The sequence below is a fragment of the Mycobacterium sp. IS-3022 genome (genome assembly GCF_001500065.1).
GTDB lineage: Bacteria > Actinomycetota > Actinomycetes > Mycobacteriales > Mycobacteriaceae > Mycobacterium.
In genome coordinates this window covers 63,868-82,674 of record NZ_LQIN01000005.1, presented here as the reverse complement: position 1 = coordinate 82,674, position 18,807 = coordinate 63,868, and the positions used below count along the sequence as shown (strand labels likewise).

The following is an 18,807-nucleotide window of genomic DNA, read 5'->3' as shown; positions in this document are numbered from 1 at the left end:
ACATGGCCAGTGTCGGTTCGGCCACGAACACTATGTTCGAAAGGTGCACCGGCGAACCGCGCTCAAACTCCCGCTGTACCTGGCAGCGGCCGCGGCGCTGACCAAGCTTCCGCTCGCATCCGGCGAGACGGGTCGATGGTCGGCTGACCGCGCCAACGCCTGGTACGGGCAACAGGGCTGGCTGCTGGGCGCGAACTACGTCACCTCCAACGCCGTCAACCAACTGGAGATGTTTCAGGCGGGCACCTACGACGCGCGCCGCATCGACGGTGAACTCAGCGTGGCCAAGCGGATCGGGATGAACACCATGCGGGTGTTTCTGCACGACCAGTTGTGGGCTACCGACCGGACAGGCTTCAGCCAACGGCTATCTCAGTTCGTCTCCATCGCGGCGAGTCACAACATCAAGCCGCTCTTCGTCCTGTTCGACTCGTGCTGGAATCCGTTGCCTCGAGCGGGTCGTCAACGCCCGCCGATCAAAGGAGTGCACAACTCCGGTTGGGTACAGAGCCCGGGCGCCCACCGGCTGCAGGATCCTGCCTACACCCGCGTGCTGCAAAGCTATGTGACCGGGGTGGTGGGCCTGTTTCGCGACGATCCACGCGTCCTGGGATGGGACCTGTGGAACGAGCCGGACAACCCGGCGCGCGATTACCGCAAGGTCGAACACGAGGACAAGCTGGAACTCGTCGCTGCGTTCCTACCGCACGTCTTCCAGTGGGCGCGTGCGGTCAATCCGACTCAACCGTTGACCAGCGGTGTGTGGCAGGGCCACTGGAGAGACCCGGCAGGCCGCAGCAAGATCTGCAGCATTCAGCTCGAGCAGTCGGACGTCATCAGCTTCCACAGTTACGGCGACCCCGCCGAATTCGAAGCACGCATCGACGAACTCACACCGCTGGGGCGCCCGATCCTGTGCACGGAGTATTTGGCGCGGAACCTGGGCAGCACCGTCGAAGGAATCCTCCCGATCACCAAGCGGCGCAATGTCGCCGCCTACAACTGGGGTTTCGTCGCTGGGCGAACGCAGACGTACCTGCCGTGGGACTCGTGGAAGGAGCCTTACACGACGCTTCCGGAGACGTGGTTCAGCGACCTGATCCACCCCGACGGACGAGCCCATGACAACGACGAGATACGCGTCATCCAGAAGCTGGCCGGGGTGACCAACGCCAGCTGAGGTGTCGCGACCGTATTTCTCTTTGATAGCGAACGGATCTCGGTGACCCGACCGCGCGCAAGTCTCTGAGAAGATCACCGGACACGTCAAAGAATGCTGGCTCGTTCCGGTCCCGAGGTACCCGTGAAACTGCGAAAAGCACTGGCGCAACTCGGGGCTGTGCTCCTGAGTGTGTCACTCGCTGCACCCGTCGCGGCCCAGCCGGCGACTACGCCCACCGGGCAGTCCACGCAGTGGATCGTTGTGGGCGTGCCCGCCGCCGACGCAACGTCGGGAACCCTCACCGCCTTTCAGCGCGTCGGCCGACAATGGAAAGCGGTCCTGGGCCCGACGCCCGCCAAAGTGGGCGCGCTCGGCGTCGGCGCCCCTGCCGACGGTGTGCACCGCACGCCCGTCGGAACGTTCACGTTCGACCAGGCCTTCGGGCGCGAGCCCAATCCCGGCACCAAGATGCCGTACTTCCAGACCACAAACCAAGACTGGTGGGACGAGGACGCCGACTCGCCCACGTACAACACCCACGTGCGCGGACCACGCAAACCGTCGTCGATCGCGGAGAACCTCTACGACTCCGGACCCGTCTACGACTACGCCGTCAATATCGCGGTGAACCCGCAACGCATCCCGGGGCGGGTCTCCGGAATCTTTCTTCATGTGACCGACGGCAACCCGACCTGGGGATGTGTGGCCATCGGCCGCGAGGAGATGCGCTCGGTGCTGAAGTGGCTGGATCCGTCGGCGGCCCCGCGGATCACCATCGGCGTCGGGAGCCCGTCGCTGGTGCCGTCACGGGCGTGACCGTCTGCGCGACGACGTGGTGTAAGGAGCGGCGCAAGCGGCTACTACTACCTACCTACGGGACCGTGGATAGGGGGCGCCGTGTCTGACGAACCAGTGATCCGGTCGCTGTCAGAGCCCCTCCCCGGTCACGCCCACATCGCCATCATCGGAAGCGGGTTCTCCGGTCTGGGTGCGGCGGTGCGGTTGAACGAGGCCGGACACCGCGACTTCATCGTGCTCGAACGCGGCAACGACGTCGGCGGCACCTGGCGCGACAACACCTATCCGGGCGCGGCGTGCGACGTTCCGTCCCATCTGTACTCGTATTCGTTCGCGCTGAACCCGAATTGGACCCGGTCGTTCTCGACGCAGGCCGAGATCGAGGAGTACATCCGTGGTGTTGCTCGCCGCGCCGCTGTCCTGGATCGGCACGTATTCGGTTGTGACGTCAGAAAAGTGGCGTGGCAGGAGGAGCACCATCGGTGGGAGCTCTCGACGAGCCACGGAGCGATGACGGCCGATGTGGTCATCGGCGCGTTCGGCGCTCTGGCCGAACCGGCTCTGCCCCCGATCCCCGGCATCGACGACTTCGACGGGGAGTTGTTCCATTCGGCGCAGTGGAACCACGATGCGGACCTGACCGGTAAGCGCGTCGCGGTCATCGGCACCGGGGCGTCGGCGATTCAGATCGTCCCGGCGATCGCCGACACGGTCGCCCACATCGACGTCTATCAGCGCACAGCGCCGTGGCTGTTGCCGCGCTTCGATCGTCCCTTCACCCGCATCGAACGGTGGATCTTCCGCAACATCCCGGGTGTGCTGCGGCTGGCGCGCGCCGGCATCTACGCCGCGCGTGAGACCCAAGTCCTCGGGCTGGCGAAGAATCCCCGCCTGATGAAGCTGTTCGAGCTGATCTCCCGCGCCAAGATCCGCACTGAGATCCGCGACCCCGAACTGCGACGCAAGGTGACACCGAACTTCCGTATCGGCTGCAAGCGCATGCTCATCGCCAACGACTGGTATCCCACGCTCGACCGCGAGAACGTGGAACTCATCACCGACGGCATCCGTCAGATCGACGGCCACAGCATCATCACCGCCGACGGCACCGCCCGAGAGGTCGACGCAATCGTCGTGGCAACCGGATTCCACGTCACCGACTCACCGATGTTCGAGACGATCTGCGGCAGCGACGGGCGCAGCCTGAGCCAGACCTTCGCCGACAAGGGGATGCGGGCCTACAAGGGCACGACGATCGCCGGCTACCCCAACATGTTCATCCTCATCGGGCCGAACACCGGGCTCGGCCACACGTCGATGGTGTACATGATCGAATCCCAGCTCAACTACGTGGTCGACGCCATCACCACCATGGAGAGCCGCGGCCTGAGCCGGCTGGAGGTCCGCCGAGACGAGCAGGACGCGTACAACGAAGAACTGCAGCGCAACCTCGCCAACTCAGTGTGGATGACAGGTGGCTGCGCCAGTTGGTATCTCGACGCCCACGGCAACAACACCACCCTCTGGCCCGACTTCACGTTCAGATTCCGTAGGCAGACCAAGCGTTTCGACGTCGACGCCTACGAGACGATGGCATCGCCCCGGACTGTGGAGGTGTCGTGAGTTCGTTCGACGGGAAGGTGGCGGTGGTCACCGGCGCCGGGTCGGGAATCGGACGTGCGTTGGCCATCGGGCTGGCCCGCCGTGGAGCGCTGACAGCGATTTCGGACGTCAACGAAGAAGGCTTGCGCAGCACGGCCGCGAGGGTCAGCGCTGTCGGTAGGCAACCGCACCTCGCAGTGCTCGATGTCAGCGACCGGTGCGCGGTGCGGGACTACGCAACGGCTGTGGCCGAACACCACGGTGTCGTCCATCAGCTCTACAACAACGCCGGGGTGGCGGGCGGCGCCGCGCCTCTGGTCGAGGGCGATTACGAAACCTACGAACGCATCGTCGACATCAACCTGTGGGGCGTCATCAACGGCACCAAAGAGTTCCTGCCGCACCTCATCGCCTCCGGCGACGGGCACATCGTGAACATCTCCAGCCTGAACGGATTGCTGGCGCAAGCGTCGATGTCGGCTTACTGCACAACGAAATTCGCGGTTCGCGGGTTCACCGAATCCCTACGCGCCGAGATGCTCGCCGAAGGCCATCCGGTGCGGGTCACCGTGGTGCATCCGGGTGGCATCGCCACCAACATTGCGACGTCGGCGCTGGCCGAGGCCGAGCGCGCCGGCCGCGAGATCACTGACCAGCAGCGGCACCGAGCCGAGGCGTACAACGCGAAACTGCTCAAGATGTCGCCGGTTCGCGCCGCCGAGATCATCTTGTCCGGGGTCGCGGCGAACCGCAGTCGAGTGCTAGTGGGCAGGGACGCCAAAGGCGTCGATCTGCTGGTCCGCTTACTCCCGCGGGCTCATGCACGGCTGGTTCTCTGGTGGGAGAAGCGAACGTTCGGTTAGGTCGGCGCCGCGGTCAGCGCCCGCGCCATTGCGGTTTGCGCTTCTCCTGCCAAGCACGGAGTCCCTCGCCGACGTCCTCGGTGGCGGCGGCCACCTTGCGCATCGTCTCCCCGAACCGGACGGACTCGATCCAGCCCATGTTGGCGGTACGCGACGCCACCTCCTTGGTGGCCCGTTGCGCCAACGGCGCCGCCTCGGTGAGCGTTCGGGCCCACTCGCGCGCCTGCTCCTGCAGCGCCTCGGGCCCGACCAGGCGCCACACCAAGCCGATCTCCTTGGCGCGCTCGGCCGACATAGGCTTCCCGGTCAACAACAGTTCCATGGCGTCGGCCCACCGAACGCGCTCGGGGAGCCGGATTGCCCCGACGATCGTGGGCACCCCGAGCGACACCTCCGGAAACGCAAAGGTCGCGGTGGTGGACGCGATCACGAAGTCGCAGAACAGAACGCCGGTCAACCCGTAGCCGATGCAGGGACCGTTGACGGCCGCGATCGTCGGCTTGAAGAGTTCCATGCCGCTCTCGAACGAATTGATTGTCGGCTTCTCCCAGAAGGTGCCGCCGAAGGTGCCGACCGAACCCTCGCCGTCCTTGAGGTCGCCGCCGGCGCAGAACACGTCGCCGTTCGCGGTCAGGATGCCGACCCACGCGTCCTCGTCGTCGCGGAAGCGTTCCCAGGCCGCGTTCAGATCTTGCCGGAGCGCGCCGTTGATGGCGTTGCGCGCCTCGGGGCGATTGAGTGTGATGGTGGCGATGTGGTCGGCCAACTCGTAGGTGACGAGGTTCATGGCTGCACCATAGCCACGGGGGCGGATGTCGAGAACGTCGTCACGGCTCCGTCCCACGGGTGAGCGACCAACCAGGGTCGTCGATCCGAAAGGGAGAACCGAATGGCGAAGTACCTGTTTCTCAAGCACTACCGCGGCGCGCCGGCAGCCGTCAACGACGTGCCGATGGACCAGTGGACCCCGGACGAAATCCAGCGCCACGTGCAGTACATGAACGACTTCGCGGCCCGGTTGCAGGAAACCGGCGAATACGTCGACAGCCAGGCCCTGGCCCCGGAGGGCGCGTGGGTCCGCTACGACGGCGAGGGCAAGCCCCCGGTCACCGACGGTCCCTTCGCAGAGACCAAGGACCTGGTCGCGGGGTGGATGATCATCGACGTCGACTCCTACGAGCGTGCCGTCGAACTGGCCGGCGAGCTGTCCGCGGCGCCCGGCGCCGGCGGTGAGCCGATCCACGAGTGGCTGGAGGTGCGGCCGTTTCTGACCGCTCCGCCTACGGTCACCGAATAGGTGCCAGCCCGGTGGACGAGGCAGAGCTACGGGACCTGATTCCGGGGGTCTTGGCGGCCCTCGTCCGCCGCGGGGCGGACTTCGCGACCGCAGAGGATGCGGTCCAGGAGGCGCTGCTGCGCGCCAGTGAAAGGTGGGCGAGGGGGTCCGATCAATATCCCGCCGATCCGAAGGGCTGGTTGATCACCGCGGCATGGCGGCGGTTCATCGACCTCACCCGGTCCGACACCGCGCGGCGTCGCCGTGAGCTCCAGGCTTTTGACGAACCGGCGCCCGGCCCGGCTGATTCGGTGGACGACACGCTGCAGCTGTACTTCCTGTGCGCGCACCCCAGCCTCACCCCCGCGTCGGCCGTCGCGCTGACATTGCGGGCCGTCGGCGGTCTCACCACCCGGCAGATCGCGCAGGCCTACCTCGTGCCCGAATCGACGATGGCCCAACGGATCAGCCGAGCCAAACACACGGTGAGCGCCGTCCGGCTGGATCGGCCCGGCGACCTCGGCACCGTGTTGCGCGTGCTGTACCTGGTGTTCAACGAGGGCTACACCGGCGAGGTGGACCTCGCCGCGGAGGCGATCCGGCTGGCTCGCCAACTCACCGCCGCCACCGACGAACCCGAGGTCGCCGGGCTGCTCGCGCTCTTCCTCCTTCACCACGCGAGGCGCCCGGCACGGATCCGCGCCGACGGCAGCCTGGTGCCGCTGGCCGAACAGGACCGCGACCTGTGGCGGCGCGACCTGATCGCCGAGGGCGTGGCCGTACTGCAGGCCGCGCTGTTGCGCGACCGGCTCGGCGAATATCAGGCGCAAGCCGCGATCGCGGCGCTTCACGCCGACGCGCAGAGGGCCGACGAGACCGACTGGGTGCAGATCGTGGAGTGGTACGACGAACTGCTGCGGCTGACCGACAGCCCGGTTGTGCGGCTCAACCGCGCCGTCGCCGTCGGGGAGGCCGACGGGGCGCAGGCGGGGCTCGCTGCACTCGCAGACGTCGACCCGACGCTCCCGCGCCACACCGCGTCGGCGGCCTACCTTCACGAGCGCGCGGGTGACATCGCGACGGCCGCAACGCTTTACGTGGAGGCCGCCGCGAAGGCGCAGAATTTGGCCGAGCGCAATCACCTCACGGTGCGCGCGGCCACCCTTCGTCAGCTCGTGGCGGGTGGCGAGAGCTGAATTCGTCTCGCGACCCCGGGTCTATCTGCGCGCCAGAATCAATCGGCGACGTCGAACGCTTTGATCACCTTGCTCGGCGAAATTCGGACGACGAGCTCGCCGGGCGCGGCGTTGCGCCGGCCGAATTCCTCGGCACGGTCGGCTCCCATGTAGCGTCCACCGATCCGAGTCGCGGTGTCGATGAGTTCTGCCGGGTCTTCGCTTATCGACGCCGTGCCTTGGATCTGAACGAAGGCGTACGGCGGCTGCTCGTCGTCGACACATAGCACGACCCGCGGGTCGCGTAGCAACGCGCGGCCCTTGGCGGTGTGCTTACCGGTGTTGAACAGGAGTTGTTGCCCGTCGACGATGAACCACACCGGCACCACAAGCGGTCTGCCGTCTGATGCGACATAACCTAGCTTCCCCGTTCGCGTGCCCTCGGAGAGGAATGCGATCACGTCGTCGGTCAGTTGCATGACGTTCACTGTAGGGCGACGAAGTGCTGGTGCAGGCAATTGTGGCGGCCGACGATCACGACGCCACGTCGTCAGCGTATGCGCTACGGCCGGTGGGGTCGCCGGTCGATGAGGTGGCTGTGGATGATCGTGCGAGAAACACCAAGCTAGACCGGTGCGATGCGATCCGCCCAGGGCACCGCTTGCTCGAGTTGGGCGGCGAGCCGAATGAGCACCGATTCGCCGGACAGGGGTGCGACGAATTGCACGCCGAGCGGCAGGCCGTCCGCGGTCCAGTGCAGAGGCAGCGAAATCGCCGGTCGCCCGGTCAGATTCGCCAGCTGCGTGTACGGCACCCACCCGAGGTTCTTGTCCACCATGTCGTCGACGATCTTGGTGTAGCGCAGCAGCCGGGCGGTGCGCGTCTTGATCAACACGTCGGCGGCGTGCTGCAACGCGACCGGGAGATCGAACTCGCCGATTGTCGGCGGCGGGGTCGCCAACGCCGGGGTCAAGAGAAGGTCGTAGGACTCGAAGAAGGTGGTCAGCCGCCGCGTATGGTCGTGGCGCCGCTCGACGGCGTCGACGTAATCCACGCCGCTCGTGGCCCGGCCGAGCGCGGCCAGGATCAGCGTGTCGCGTTCGAAGGACTCGTCACCCGCGCCGGAGATCCGTTTCGCCTCGTCGAGCTCCCATGCGGTATAGACGAACCAGGTGAGCAGGAAGTCGCGGGCGAGGGCCGCGTCGTCGAACGGGGCGCGCGGCAGTTCCTCGACGTGGTGACCGAGTTCGGTCAGCGTCTGCGCCGTCGACTCGACGGCGGCAACCGCCTCACGGTGCGGCGCCGGGTTGATCGCCGACGGAATCCGCACGCCGATCCGCAACGTGCCAGGATCGGCGCCCACACATGACGCGAACGGGAAGTCCGGCACGTCGGGCACGTACGGTCCGCACGGCTCACCACCGCGGATGACGTCGAGCATCGCCGCGGTGTCGCGCACCGTCCGGGACACCACGCCCTGCACCGCCGCGCCGTGCATGGACTCACCCGTCGCGGGTCCCGACGGGGTCAGCCCGCGGCTCGGTTTCAGGCCGACCAGCCCACAGCAGGCCGCCGGGATGCGGATGGATCCGCCGCCGTCGTTCGCGCCCGCGCACGGCACGATTCCCGCCGCGACCGCCGCCGCCGATCCGCCCGACGAGCCACCCGGCGTCCGCGTCAGGTCCCATGGATTGCGGGCGGGACCCCAGGCGACCGGCTCGGTGATCCCCTTCGTCCCGAACTCCGGGGTGTTGGTCTTGCCGAAGATGACCAGGCCGGCGTCGATCCACCGCTGGACGATCGCCGAATGCTCGGCCACCGGCGTCGACATCAGCGCGCGCGATCCGCGCGAGCTGGGCAGCCCGGCATAGTCCTGCGCGAGGTCCTTGATCAGGAACGGCACGCCGGCGAAGGGGCCGCTGAGCTCGCCGTTCGGTGATGCGGGGACGTCGCGCACGATCGCATTGATCCGCGGGTTGACCGCCGCCGCGCGCTCCTTTGCCACGTCCAGCAACTCCGCCGCGGTCACCTCTTTGTCGGCGACCAGCTTGGCCAACCCCGTCGCGTCGTGTGCCCGGTACTCGTCGAACTTCACCGCCTGACCGTACGTGTTCGGCTGCCGGCGTGCGGTGTCACGCCAATGTCAGCGGTTGGCCGCTGAGCGCGGTCTCGCGCAGCCGACGGGAACAGCCGGGGTGACCGGGGCATTGCGCTGCTGACTGCGATCGTCGCGCGTCATCCGCCGATTGAGCACCCGCTCGTCACGCTTGCTCAGTGAGCGGCGTCTGCTGACCAGAAGCTCGAGTTGTTGCCAGCTGAGCCCGTCGAGATCGCCGTCTTCGTCATGCGTGGCCACGACGACGCAGCCATGCAGCAGCGGCACCGTTCTCGCCGTGAAAGTCGTTGTCGCCAGCAGCAGTTCAGTGGCTTTTCGGTTGGTGCGCCGTTGGCACCCGCGCGTCGACGGGCTGAACCAGAAGTCGAACTGTCGATCGGCGCTGGTCAGGCATTGCAGACCCTGATGCTCGACGAGTTGGTCGATGTCGGCCTCGGTGTAGGCGCGGGTCTCATAGACGGCTCCGCTGGTGCTGAAGTACAGGACGGTGTTCATTCTGAATTCCCATTCGTCTCTTTCGTCGTGGTGAAGGGTCGGCATCGACTCACCGCCCTGTTGTAAAAGTTACCCATGTGACAGTTGAGACAAACATTGATAACGGTCTAGCGGCCGATTGTTTGACCGCTGTAGGTGCCGAGCAGCCGCAAAATGCGCATTTTGCAGGGACTTTTAGGGCACTTTCCGCCTTCTCGGGCAGGGGTGGTTAGCGCGGTGTCAGCCGGCCAGCACGAACGACAGGAAGAAGCCGCCCGCGGTCGCGAAGGCATTCAGCGGGCGACCGTGTTCGAACGCCTCGGGCATGAGCGTGTCGGCCAGCGAGGCCAGCACCGCGCCGCCGGCGAACGACAGCGCCACCGCCAAAACGTGTTCGCTCATCCCCGCCGCGACCGATCGGCCGAACACCACCGCGGCGGCCAGAAGCACGGCGCATAGCAACCAGGTGACGACGACGGCGCGCGCGCTCGTTCCCGAGTTCCGCATCGCGACCGCACCCACGAGCGACTCCGGCAGGTTGGAGAAGAAGATCGCGACCGACAGCGACAGCGACGCGCCGCCGACCAGCGACACGCCCAGCGCGAGGTTCTCCGGCACACCGTCCAGCGTCACCGCCGCCAGCAACGCGAGGCCGACCCCGCCGCGCGTTCCGGAGGCCGCGACTTCCCGGCTGTCCGGGCCCGACTTGCCGCTGATGTACCTGTCCAGCGCGGTGTCGACAGCGACGAATGTGGCGGCGCCCGCGAGCAATCCGAGGCCCGATCGCGCCGGACCACCCATCTTGAACGCCTCTTCGAACAGCTCGAAGGCCAGGGCCGAGATCAACGCTCCGCTGGCGAACGCGAGGAGCACGCCGGTCAGCCGTTTCGGTGGACTCCATTTCGCGCCGACGAGCGAGCCGATGACAAGCGCGCTGGATGCGGCCAGGCCGAACCAGACAGCTGTCAACACCGGGCCCTGATGCCCCGCACGATGATCCTTCAAACTCCAGACGCCGTCGGCTCGTTCGACGCCGTGTCGGTTTCGGTCCGCCGGTGGCTGGAAACACTGACGGCATGGGCCGCACTGTTCGTGGTCTCGCTGCCGTGGCCGCATCGACGTTGGGTGCCGTGGCAGCGCGTGATCTGTTCCAGAAAAAGCATGCGCTGCTGCGCAACTTCCCTCTCGTCGGCCACGCCCGGTATCTGCTCGAATCCGTCGGACCGGAACTGAGGCAGTACATCGTCGCGGCCAACGACGAAGAGCGTCCGTTCACCCGCGACCAGCGGCGGTGGGTGTACGCCTCGGCCAAGAAAGAGAACAACTATTTCGGCTTCGGCACCGACAACGATCTCGAGTACACGTCCGGCTACCCGGTCATCAAGCACCGCACGTTCACTCGTGCCGTGCCCCCGTCGGCGCCGACCGCGACGCTCGAGACAAAGGTGCCGTGCGCCAAGGTGATCGGCGCGGCGCGTGGCCGGCCGGGCGCATTCCGACCGCGCTCCGTGGTCAACATCTCGGCGATGAGCTTCGGGTCGCTGTCGGCCAACGCCGTCGAGGCGCTGAACAAGGGAGCGGTGTTGGCCGACTGCCTGCACAACACCGGAGAGGGCGGCATATCGCGCTATCACCGCCACGGCGGTGAACTGATCTTTCAGATCGGCACCGCGTACTTCGGCTGCCGCGACGCCGAAGGCCGTTTCGACCTCGACAAGCTCAAGGATGTGGTGGCCGGCGCGCCGGTGCGAGCCTTGGAGATCAAACTCAGCCAGGGCGCCAAGCCGACCATTGGCGGGCTGTTGCCGGCGCCCAAGGTCTCCAGCGAGATCGCGGCCGCCCGAGGCGTTCCGGAGGGGCGCGACTGCGTCAGCCCATCGCGGCATGCCGAGTTCTCCGACACCGACAGCCTGCTCGACTGGGTGGAACTGCTCGCCTCCGAAACCGGCCTGCCGGTGGGAATCAAGTCGGCCGTCGGTGACCTCGACTTCTGGCACGAACTCGCCGATCTCATGCGGGACACGGGTCGAGGCGTCGACTTCGTCACGATCGACGGCGGCGAGGGCGGCACCGGCGCGGCGCCGTTGATCTTCACCGACACCGTGTCGCTGCCGTTCCAACTCGGCTTCGCCCAGACGTACCGGATCTTCGCCGACCGGGGCCTGCACGAAGACCTCGTGTTCATCGGAGCCGGCAAGCTCGGGTTGCCGGACAACGCCGTTGTCGGCTTCGCCCTCGGCTGTGACATGGTCTATGTCGCGCGGGAGGCGATGCTCGCCATCGGGTGCGTCCAGGCGCTGAAATGCCATACCGACACGTGTCCCACGGGAGTCGCCACCCAGAACGCGTGGTTGGCCCGAGGCCTGGTGCCCGACGTCAAGGCCGAGCGCTTCGCGAACTACATCAAGACGCTGCGCCGCGACCTGGTCAAGGTGGCCGAGGCGTGTGGTGTCGAGCATCCCGGGCTGATCACCACCGACGCGGTGGACATCCTCGACACCCGAACCGCTTCCACGCCGTTGCACGAGGTGTACGGTTACGAGCCGGACATGGGCCTGCCGTCCGCGGCCGACCGCAAGGAGATCGTCCGGTTGATGTCGGTTCGCGAGCCGCAGGGCGACTCCGCGCCGGCGTCGACGTCCGCCGTCGGATGACACGCCCGGAGGCTGTATGCAACCGATATCGCCGACCGATCTGATCTTTCTACTGGGCGAATCCCGAGAGCACCCAATGCATGTCGGTGGCCTGCAGCTGTTCGCGCCGCCGGATGGAGCGGGGCCCGAATTCCTGCGCGAAACCTACGACGCCCTGGTCGAGCAGACCGAAATCCAGCCCACGTTCCGCAAGCACCCGGCGTTCTTCGGCGGAGTCACCAACCTGGTCTGGTCGTCCGACAAGGAGGTCGACCTCGAGTATCACCTGCGCCGCTCGGCACTGCCCGCGCCCGGTCGGGTGCGGGAGCTGCTCGAACTGGTCTCGCGGCTGCACGGCACCCTGCTCGACCGGCACCGCCCGTTGTGGGAGGCGCACCTGATCGAAGGCCTCGACGACGGGCGCTTCGCGGTCTACACGAAGTTCCACCACGCGCTGATCGACGGCGTGTCGGCGAGCAAGTTGATGCAGCGATCGCTGACGACCGATCCGGCCGACACGGACGTCCGCGCACCCTGGAGCCTGCCGCCCCGACGCGGGACCGGCGCCAAGACCGGTTCGTCATTGCTGCAGACATTGAGCCAGGCCGCCGGATCGGTCGTCGGCGCAGCGCCGACCACGCTGACGCTGGCCCGCGCCGCGCTGCTCGAACAGGAACTCACGCTTCCGTTCCGGGCACCGAAGACCATGCTGAACGTCCGCATCGGCGGCGCTCGGCGGGTCGCCGCGCAGTCCTGGGCGTTGGAGCGCATCCAGAAGGTCAAGCGCGCCGCCGGGGTGACCGTCAACGACGTCGTGCTGGCGATGTGCGCGGGGGCGCTGCGCGAGTACCTGACCGACGAGAACGCGCTGCCGGACACCCCATTGGTCGCGATGGTGCCGGTGAATCTGCGCACCGAGAAGGACGCCGACGGCGGCGGCAACCTGGTCGGCGCGATCCTGTGCAACCTCGCCACCGACCTCGAAGATCCGGTGCGGCGGCTCGACGCCATTGCCACCTCGATGCGCGACAACAAGAAGGTCTATTCCGAACTGCCGCGAGTTCAGCAACTGGCGGTGTCGGCGATGCTGATCGGCGGACTGGCGCTCGCGCTGCTGCCGGGTTTCGTCGCGACCGCGCCGCCGCCGTTCAACATCGTGATCTCCAACGTCCCCGGCGCCAGGGAGCCGATGTACTGGAACGGCGCCCGCCTCGACGGCAACTACCCGTTCTCGATTCCGCTGGACGGCCAGGCGCTCAACATCACGTTGGCCAACAGCGCCGGCAACCTCGACTTCGGGCTGGTCGGCGATCGACGAAGGGTCCCGCATCTTCAGCGGCTGCTGGGCCACCTCGAAACGTCGCTGAAGGAGCTGGAACGCGCGGTGGGTGTCTGACGCATCCCCCCTAGCGGTATACCGTCCGGGTATGAGTCGAGTGTCGGTGATCACGGGCGGCGCGGGTGGAATGGGTCAGGCGACGGCCAAGGTGGTGGGGCTGGACCACACGGTCGTCCTCTGCGACGTCAGAAAGGACCGCCTCGACGGTGCGGCCGCGACGTTGGCCGACCTCGGCATCACGGCCACCGTCGTGCATTGCGACGTCACCGACCGGCTGGCGGTCGGCCGGCTGTTCGAGACGGCGTGCGGCCTCGGCACCGTCGCCTCCGTGATCCACACTGCCGGGGTGAGCCCCAGCATGGGCGACGCCGAATATGTCATGCGCACCAATGCGATCGGCACGATCAACGTCGATGAGGCGTTCTTCGAAGTCGCCGCCGAGGGCGCCGCGGTGGTGAACGTGGCGTCGATGGCTGCGCACATGCTGCCCGACGAGATGATCCCGAAAAGCCAGTTCCCGCAAGCGCTGACGGATCAGGACGCATTCATGACCGCCATGCTGGCCGCATGCGACATCGTTCCGCCAGAAGCGCGATCGGGTATCGCCTATGCGCTGAGCAAGAGCTTCGTCAGGTGGTACAGCACGTCGCAGGCCGAACGGATCAACGGCAAAGGCCTGCGCATCGTCTCGGTGTCGCCGGGATCCATCGACACCGAGATGGGCCGGTTGGAGGAGCAGGCCGGCGCCGGCGCCATGGTCGCCGACGCCGCGGTCCCGCGGTGGGGGAGGCCGGAGGAGATGGCCGACTTACTCGCCTTCGTCGCCAGTTCCAAGGCCGGGTACCTCACCGGCACCGACATCCTCAACGACGGCGGAGTGATCGCCTCGATGACCGAGCGAGCCAGGATGGCCGCCGAAACAGCCTGAGCCGTAAGTGTTTACATTGCCGACAGCGGCCCGGCTCGGTAACCGTCGTACTCATGTATCGGCGCGGGCGCGCGGTTCACGCGTGGCACTGGCATGACGCGTCCTTGTCCGAGCCGGCTTCGAGTTCGGCCGATGAACCGACTGAGCTGTCGGGACGCCAGTCGAATGGGAAGTGCTTGCTGGAGCGGCCGCGGTGTTCGTGGGACCAATCGAAGCCCACGGCATGGTCTCGCTCGACAACGCCCCACGTCGCAACCTGACCAGGCCCGACTTCAGCCCCCGGCGCATTCGCGGTGGTGACTCGTCGACTGGGATCCGACGTCGGTCCGGTGAGTGCAGCAACCTGAAGGTCGACCTTGCCGGGGACTTTGGCGCGCCAGTAGGCAAGGTCGTCTGCGGCCTCGAACGTGATCGGTGCGTACTCGATGCCCCGTAACTCCTCGATGAGGCTGGCGAATTCGGCCGGCCAGCCGCCCTCTTTGCCGGTGAAGATCCGCTCCAGCGCGTCGCCTTGGACCGGATCGGCTTTGGAGTCGATGTAGAACATCAGCTTCATCATGGCGTTGGGGTCGCCGACCCACATGTTGCCGGTGAACTCGCCGAGTGAGACCACATTCAATCCAGCGAGGTTCACCTCGCCTAGGTGCCCGTCCCGGATGTGCCAGACCAGAGTGAACAGGCAGTCTCCGTGGGTCGGCTCTTGAGCGAAGCTGCACGGGCAGGGCAATTTACAGCTGCAAACGTCAAACCAGTCTCCGCGGAGATGCCAGTCGGTGGTCAAGGGTGTCGTTGTCACTCCTGCTCCTTATATACCCCGGGGGGGTACCCGGATGAGCCGAACGTAGCGCGGTGTACGTGGTCCCGTCAAGTACCCCCGAGGGGTATTCTGCAAGGGTGTGGAATCTACGAGGGGACCTTCGCGTAATCCCTGCCGCGCTCGGTATGGCGAGTGTGCTGATACTCGGTGGTTGCGGTTCTCACGGTCAACCCGCGGCGTCGACTTCCCTCACTGAAGAGGCGTCAACCGCCCGCCTGGTCGGCCCGGGTGAGTTCGCCGCAGCGGTCGACGAACCGACCCGCGTGACGATCAATGTTCATGTTCCTTTTGAGGGCGATATCGCCGGCACAGACCTGTCGATACCGTTCGACCAGATCAGATCCCAGGCTGGCCGGCTTCCAGCCGATCGCAGCACTGGCCTCGCGATCTACTGTCGGACAGGACCGATGAGCGCGATAGCCGCTGAAACACTTCATGATCTCGGCTACGTCGACATTGTGGAGTTGCGGGGAGGAATGCGGGCGTGGCAAGCCGACGGCCGCCAGCTAGTCGGACTTGTCGAATAGCCCACTCCTGATTCGATATTCACGAAATCGGTCTTGGCAGGTTCGAAACCCGTTGCGCTACGGCAGGACCTAACCCGTGTGAGAAGTAGAGTAGGCCCGCGGAGTTCGTCTCCACGGGCCACGGTCAGCCGCCGGGTGCGCTGACTCCAGCTTGCGGTATCGGCCGCAACCGTCCAGAGCGGTCGAGACGGTATAGCGCAGCTGCCGACGCCAGCCCGACCAGGGCGAGGGCCAGCCAGATGAGTTCGCTCACACCGGCATTGCGGCCGGCTTGCATCAGCCAACCTGTGCCAAGGTTTCCAACGAGGATGCCGATGCCCACGATGGTGTTGTAAAACCCGTAATGAGTGCCGACGAGCCGCTCGTTCGCCAAGGAGACGACGGTGTCCATTTCGAATGGGAACACCGCGGCCGAACCGACGGCCAGCACCCCCGCGGCCAGCAGGAGCGCGGCGACTGCCGCAGTGTGGCCGAAGCGGCCGCTGTCGGGTACGACCATCAGCGGAACGAACGCCGCCGCCAGAAGAAGAAGGCCGAATACCAGGGAACGCCCCGCGCCCCACCGTGTGCCGAACCATTGGGTGATGCGCAGCTGACCGAACACTGTCACCACACCGGACACCACGAACACCGAAGCCACCATCAATGACTCCCGCTGGGGCTCAAGCATTCCGGCGTGCAGGGGGAGGGCGAGATATACCTGGAATGACAGCACGTAGGAGCCGATCATCGCCGCGGCGAACATGAGAAACGACCGGTTGGCCACAATGACGCGCCAGTCGGCAAGCACAGAGGATTTGTCTTCCGGCACGCCGGGGGATTGCGGTGGCAAGGCGAACAACTGCGCGACGGTCAGAGCGGCAAACACCAGCGCCGCGGCGGCAGCCGTGATGCGGAAGTCCAGTGCCATCAGGGCCAGTCCGACGAGAGGCCCCGCCAGGATCCCGGCCTGATAGAAGATGTTGAACACCGCGAACGCCTCGACGCGTCGGGGTCCCGAATCCGTTGCCAGGTAGGCCCGAACCGCCGGGTTGAACAGCGCTCCAGCGAATCCTGTTGCTGCCGAGGCGATAAGCACCGCCGGCAACGACTCGGCGAAGACCAGCAAACCGAATCCGCCTGTTCGGAGCAGACAGCCTGCGACGATCAACGGCTTGTATCCGAGTCGATCCGCCAGTGTGCCGCCCAAGATGAACATGCCCTGTTGAGAGAAGTTCCGCACCCCCAACACCAACCCGACCGTCCATGCCGCCAAACCGAGTGGGCCGGCCAGATATCCAGCCAGGTAAGGCATCAACATGTAGAAGCCGAGATTGATGCCAAACTGATTGACCATCAGCATCCGACTGGGCCAGCCGAAACTGCGGAACTGTGCGACCACCTTCATCACCGCATCACCGCCAGTGGGTCAATGACATTGGCGCAGCGAGTCCAAGACGAAACCACTTGCGCTCGAGGATCATCGATAACCGCCGGTTCTTCAGAAGGTGTGACGCCGAGCAAACCGTGGCCCCGACAGTAGTCATCGTTGTACACGGTGTCGAAGTAGCGTTGCGGCCCATCAGGGAAGATCGCAGCAATGGTGGTACCGGCGGCCATGGTGCGGGCCGCCCAACCCGCGACGAGCGCGACAGCCCCGACGCTCCATCCGCCGCTGGCGTAGTGGGTGGCGGCGAGGGTCCGGCAGGCCCACACCGCTTCGGCCGGAGCCACCCAGTGAACCTCGCTGAACGCCGCGTAGTCGACATTGCCGGGATAGATGCTCGATCCCAATCCACGCATCAGGCGCTTGCCGGCCGGTTGCCCGAAGATCGTCGATCCGACCGTGTCAACGCCGATCAGCCGTAGCTCGCGATTGAATTCACGAAGGACTCGGGCCACCCCGGCCGAATGACCGCCGGTGCCAACAGAACAGACCAGAACGTCGATGTCGCCAAGCTGCTCCTGGAGTTCAAGCGCCAGCGGACGGTACGCCTCGACGTTGTCGGGATTGTTGTATTGATCGGGATACCACGCATGCGGCTCAGTGGAGAGGATCTGTTGGACACGGTCGCGGCGAGCTTGCTGCCAGCCGCCGTCAGGATGCGGCTCAGTGACCACATCGACCTCTGCCCCGAATGCTGACAGCATCCGCTGAATGATGGGTTCCATGCCCGGGTCGGTGACCAGCGTGACCGGATGCTGATAGACGGTTCCGGCCAGCGCCAAGCCAAGTCCCAGTGTGCCGCTTGTGGACTCGACGATCCGGGCGCCGGTGCGCAGCGCGCCGCTGGCCCGCGCTCGCTCAACCATGTGTAGGGCAGGCCGATCCTTCATGCCGCCTGGGTTGAGGCCTTCGAGCTTGGCCCAGAAGCCGCGCTCGTTGCCGGTGAAAGGGGCCGAGATTCGTAGCACCGGGGTGCGGCCGACCATGGTGCCTGGCCGCTCGTATCGGCCGAGCCGGCGCTCGGGCGGCAAGGGTGGGTTGGATGTGTGAACTGACAGGACGTGGTTCATGGGATGCGTCGCTTCTGTTGGAGCCGCGACGGATACCGCGCGGCCGCTGATCAGGGGCAGCAGTCACCGACCGAACTCGCCGAATAGCGAGCTTGATCTGGCGCTACGCCATCAGCGACGCGCGATGCACAGCCGGGTCAAGAGGACACGGCCGCTCTCGGATGCATGCTGCCACCGGGGCGGACCGCGGATTGCGCCCAGTGAACCCTGTCGCCAGAACGGCGCAACGGTGGCGATTGCGGCCATAAGTGCCAGCGCGATGAGCACGGTTGCGCCACGGGGCAGCATCGCCTCCGCGAATGCGTCGGGCGCTTTATGCGTCGAATGATTTTCAATGTGCGGATGATCAGCCGCGACGGCAAATCCGCCATACAGACTTGCGGTCAGCTCATGCGGACCGTGAGGTGACTCTTCGTGGCACGAGATAACCCATTCCGCACCGGCCACGACGATCCAGAACGCGAGAACCAGCGCGACGACTTTGCGCCATCGCGTCCTGGAATCCGCGTCGTGGTACGCCACAGTGTTTCCAATGTAGCAGCGGCTCGCAGCTCATTCATCGAGCCGCCGACCTGACGCCAGGTTGTTATCGCGTCGGTAT

The 18,807-nt window shown here is 66.2% G+C and carries 19 protein-coding genes; 10 read left to right on the top strand and 9 right to left on the bottom strand.

What is annotated here, in order from left to right:
• The first annotated feature begins 43 nt into the window (after positions 1-43).
• The 4 genes from AU188_RS06220 (at position 44) to AU188_RS06205 (ending at position 4,425) form a co-directional block, all read left to right on the top strand.
• On the top strand, positions 44-1,180 hold the full coding sequence (locus AU188_RS06220; protein WP_059162867.1) for a glycoside hydrolase 5 family protein: 1,137 nt from the start codon (positions 44-46) through the stop codon (positions 1,178-1,180).
• Positions 1,181-1,273: 93 nt separating this feature from the next.
• On the top strand, positions 1,274-1,978 hold the full coding sequence (locus AU188_RS06215) for a L,D-transpeptidase family protein (protein ID WP_156426595.1): 705 nt from the start codon (positions 1,274-1,276) through the stop codon (positions 1,976-1,978).
• A gap of 81 nt (positions 1,979-2,059) precedes the next feature.
• A complete protein-coding gene (locus AU188_RS06210) occupies positions 2,060-3,583 on the top strand; it encodes a flavin-containing monooxygenase (RefSeq protein WP_216636168.1) in 1,524 nt (507 codons plus the stop codon).
• Positions 3,580-4,425, top strand: coding sequence for an SDR family NAD(P)-dependent oxidoreductase (locus tag AU188_RS06205; RefSeq protein ID WP_059162866.1), 846 nt, complete (start codon positions 3,580-3,582; stop codon positions 4,423-4,425). Before AU188_RS06210 ends, AU188_RS06205 begins: the two co-directional genes overlap by 4 nt.
• 13 nt (positions 4,426-4,438) lie before the next feature.
• Here AU188_RS06205 and AU188_RS06200 read toward each other — a convergent pair whose 3' ends face one another.
• Positions 4,439-5,212, bottom strand: a complete 774-nt coding sequence (locus AU188_RS06200) for an enoyl-CoA hydratase/isomerase family protein (RefSeq protein WP_059162865.1) — start codon at positions 5,210-5,212, stop codon at positions 4,439-4,441.
• Between the two features lie 102 nt (positions 5,213-5,314).
• Between AU188_RS06200 and AU188_RS06195 the strand changes: the two genes are divergently transcribed.
• Both AU188_RS06195 and AU188_RS06190 read left to right on the top strand, forming a co-directional pair.
• Positions 5,315-5,722, top strand: coding sequence for a YciI family protein (locus AU188_RS06195; RefSeq protein WP_059162864.1), 408 nt, complete (start codon positions 5,315-5,317; stop codon positions 5,720-5,722).
• A gap of 11 nt (positions 5,723-5,733) precedes the next feature.
• Positions 5,734-6,897: an RNA polymerase sigma factor gene (locus tag AU188_RS06190; RefSeq protein WP_156426594.1), complete on the top strand. Its 1,164-nt coding sequence runs from the start codon at positions 5,734-5,736 to the stop codon at positions 6,895-6,897.
• Between the two features lie 38 nt (positions 6,898-6,935).
• Here the strand turns inward: AU188_RS06190 and AU188_RS06185 are convergent, their stop codons facing one another.
• The 4 genes from AU188_RS06185 to AU188_RS06170 all read right to left on the bottom strand — a co-directional run bounded on the left by AU188_RS06185 (position 6,936) and on the right by AU188_RS06170 (position 10,438).
• Positions 6,936-7,355, bottom strand: coding sequence for a PPOX class F420-dependent oxidoreductase (locus AU188_RS06185; RefSeq protein ID WP_059162863.1), 420 nt, complete (start codon positions 7,353-7,355; stop codon positions 6,936-6,938).
• Between the two features lie 146 nt (positions 7,356-7,501).
• Positions 7,502-8,971: an amidase gene (locus AU188_RS06180; RefSeq protein ID WP_059162862.1), complete on the bottom strand. Its 1,470-nt coding sequence runs from the start codon at positions 8,969-8,971 to the stop codon at positions 7,502-7,504.
• A 48-nt stretch (positions 8,972-9,019) separates the two neighbouring features.
• Entirely contained in the window at positions 9,020-9,487 is a 468-nt protein-coding gene (locus tag AU188_RS06175) for a hypothetical protein (RefSeq protein WP_059162861.1), read from the bottom strand.
• 219 nt (positions 9,488-9,706) lie between these two features.
• Positions 9,707-10,438 carry a ZIP family metal transporter gene (locus tag AU188_RS06170; RefSeq protein WP_059162860.1) on the bottom strand — a complete coding sequence of 244 codons (732 nt, stop codon included), beginning with the start codon at positions 10,436-10,438 and terminating at the stop codon, positions 9,707-9,709.
• 104 nt (positions 10,439-10,542) lie between these two features.
• On the opposite strand from AU188_RS06170, the gene AU188_RS06165 reads away from it, so the two are divergent.
• Genes AU188_RS06165 through AU188_RS06155 form a run of 3 tightly spaced genes read left to right on the top strand, consistent with a single transcriptional unit; the run spans position 10,543 to position 14,366 of the window.
• Positions 10,543-12,120, top strand: a complete 1,578-nt coding sequence (locus AU188_RS06165) for an FMN-binding glutamate synthase family protein (protein WP_059162859.1) — start codon at positions 10,543-10,545, stop codon at positions 12,118-12,120.
• A 16-nt stretch (positions 12,121-12,136) separates the two neighbouring features.
• A complete protein-coding gene (locus AU188_RS06160; protein WP_059162858.1) occupies positions 12,137-13,495 on the top strand; it encodes a WS/DGAT/MGAT family O-acyltransferase in 1,359 nt (452 codons plus the stop codon).
• A gap of 31 nt (positions 13,496-13,526) precedes the next feature.
• Positions 13,527-14,366 (top strand): SDR family oxidoreductase, encoded by an 840-nt coding sequence (locus tag AU188_RS06155; RefSeq protein WP_059162857.1) that lies wholly within the window; start codon positions 13,527-13,529, stop codon positions 14,364-14,366.
• A 76-nt stretch (positions 14,367-14,442) separates the two neighbouring features.
• On the opposite strand, the gene AU188_RS06150 is transcribed toward AU188_RS06155, so the two are convergent.
• A complete protein-coding gene (locus AU188_RS06150; protein ID WP_059162856.1) occupies positions 14,443-15,147 on the bottom strand; it encodes a DUF1326 domain-containing protein in 705 nt (234 codons plus the stop codon).
• Positions 15,148-15,308: 161 nt separating this feature from the next.
• Here AU188_RS06150 and AU188_RS06145 point away from each other — a divergent pair, with 161 nt between their 5' ends.
• The gene (locus AU188_RS06145) at positions 15,309-15,710 is read left to right on the top strand and encodes a rhodanese-like domain-containing protein (protein ID WP_082686512.1); all 402 of its coding nucleotides are present in this window, start codon (positions 15,309-15,311) and stop codon (positions 15,708-15,710) included.
• Positions 15,711-15,834: 124 nt separating this feature from the next.
• Here AU188_RS06145 and AU188_RS06140 read toward each other — a convergent pair whose 3' ends face one another.
• The 3 genes from AU188_RS06140 to lpqS all read right to left on the bottom strand — a co-directional run bounded on the left by AU188_RS06140 (position 15,835) and on the right by lpqS (position 18,728).
• Positions 15,835-17,097 carry an MFS transporter gene (locus AU188_RS06140; protein WP_059162855.1) on the bottom strand — a complete coding sequence of 421 codons (1,263 nt, stop codon included), beginning with the start codon at positions 17,095-17,097 and terminating at the stop codon, positions 15,835-15,837.
• Entirely contained in the window at positions 17,097-18,206 is a 1,110-nt protein-coding gene (locus AU188_RS06135) for a PLP-dependent cysteine synthase family protein (RefSeq protein WP_059162854.1), read from the bottom strand. The genes AU188_RS06140 and AU188_RS06135 overlap by 1 nt, the downstream gene beginning before the upstream one ends.
• Before the next feature lie 111 nt (positions 18,207-18,317).
• On the bottom strand, positions 18,318-18,728 hold the full coding sequence (lpqS, locus tag AU188_RS06130) for a putative copper homeostasis (lipo)protein LpqS (protein WP_059162853.1): 411 nt from the start codon (positions 18,726-18,728) through the stop codon (positions 18,318-18,320).
• Between the last annotated feature and the right edge of the window lie 79 nt (positions 18,729-18,807).

What these genes read in the sequence shown, in the direction of transcription:
- AU188_RS06215 (WP_156426595.1), top strand. Translation starts at nt 1,274, where the DNA reads ATGCTGGCTCGTTCCGGTCCCGAGGTACCCGTGAAACTGCGAAAAGCA.
- AU188_RS06200 (WP_059162865.1), bottom strand. Translation starts at nt 5,212, where the DNA reads ATGAACCTCGTCACCTACGAGTTGGCCGACCACATCGCCACCATCACA.
- AU188_RS06195 (WP_059162864.1), top strand. Translation starts at nt 5,315, where the DNA reads ATGGCGAAGTACCTGTTTCTCAAGCACTACCGCGGCGCGCCGGCAGCC.
- AU188_RS06185 (WP_059162863.1), bottom strand. Translation starts at nt 7,355, where the DNA reads ATGCAACTGACCGACGACGTGATCGCATTCCTCTCCGAGGGCACGCGA.
- AU188_RS06175 (WP_059162861.1), bottom strand. Translation starts at nt 9,487, where the DNA reads ATGAACACCGTCCTGTACTTCAGCACCAGCGGAGCCGTCTATGAGACC.
- AU188_RS06165 (WP_059162859.1), top strand. Translation starts at nt 10,543, where the DNA reads ATGGGCCGCACTGTTCGTGGTCTCGCTGCCGTGGCCGCATCGACGTTG.
- AU188_RS06160 (WP_059162858.1), top strand. Translation starts at nt 12,137, where the DNA reads ATGCAACCGATATCGCCGACCGATCTGATCTTTCTACTGGGCGAATCC.
- AU188_RS06155 (WP_059162857.1), top strand. Translation starts at nt 13,527, where the DNA reads ATGAGTCGAGTGTCGGTGATCACGGGCGGCGCGGGTGGAATGGGTCAG.
- AU188_RS06145 (WP_082686512.1), top strand. Translation starts at nt 15,309, where the DNA reads ATGGCGAGTGTGCTGATACTCGGTGGTTGCGGTTCTCACGGTCAACCC.
- AU188_RS06140 (WP_059162855.1), bottom strand. Translation starts at nt 17,097, where the DNA reads ATGAAGGTGGTCGCACAGTTCCGCAGTTTCGGCTGGCCCAGTCGGATG.
- AU188_RS06135 (WP_059162854.1), bottom strand. Translation starts at nt 18,206, where the DNA reads ATGAACCACGTCCTGTCAGTTCACACATCCAACCCACCCTTGCCGCCC.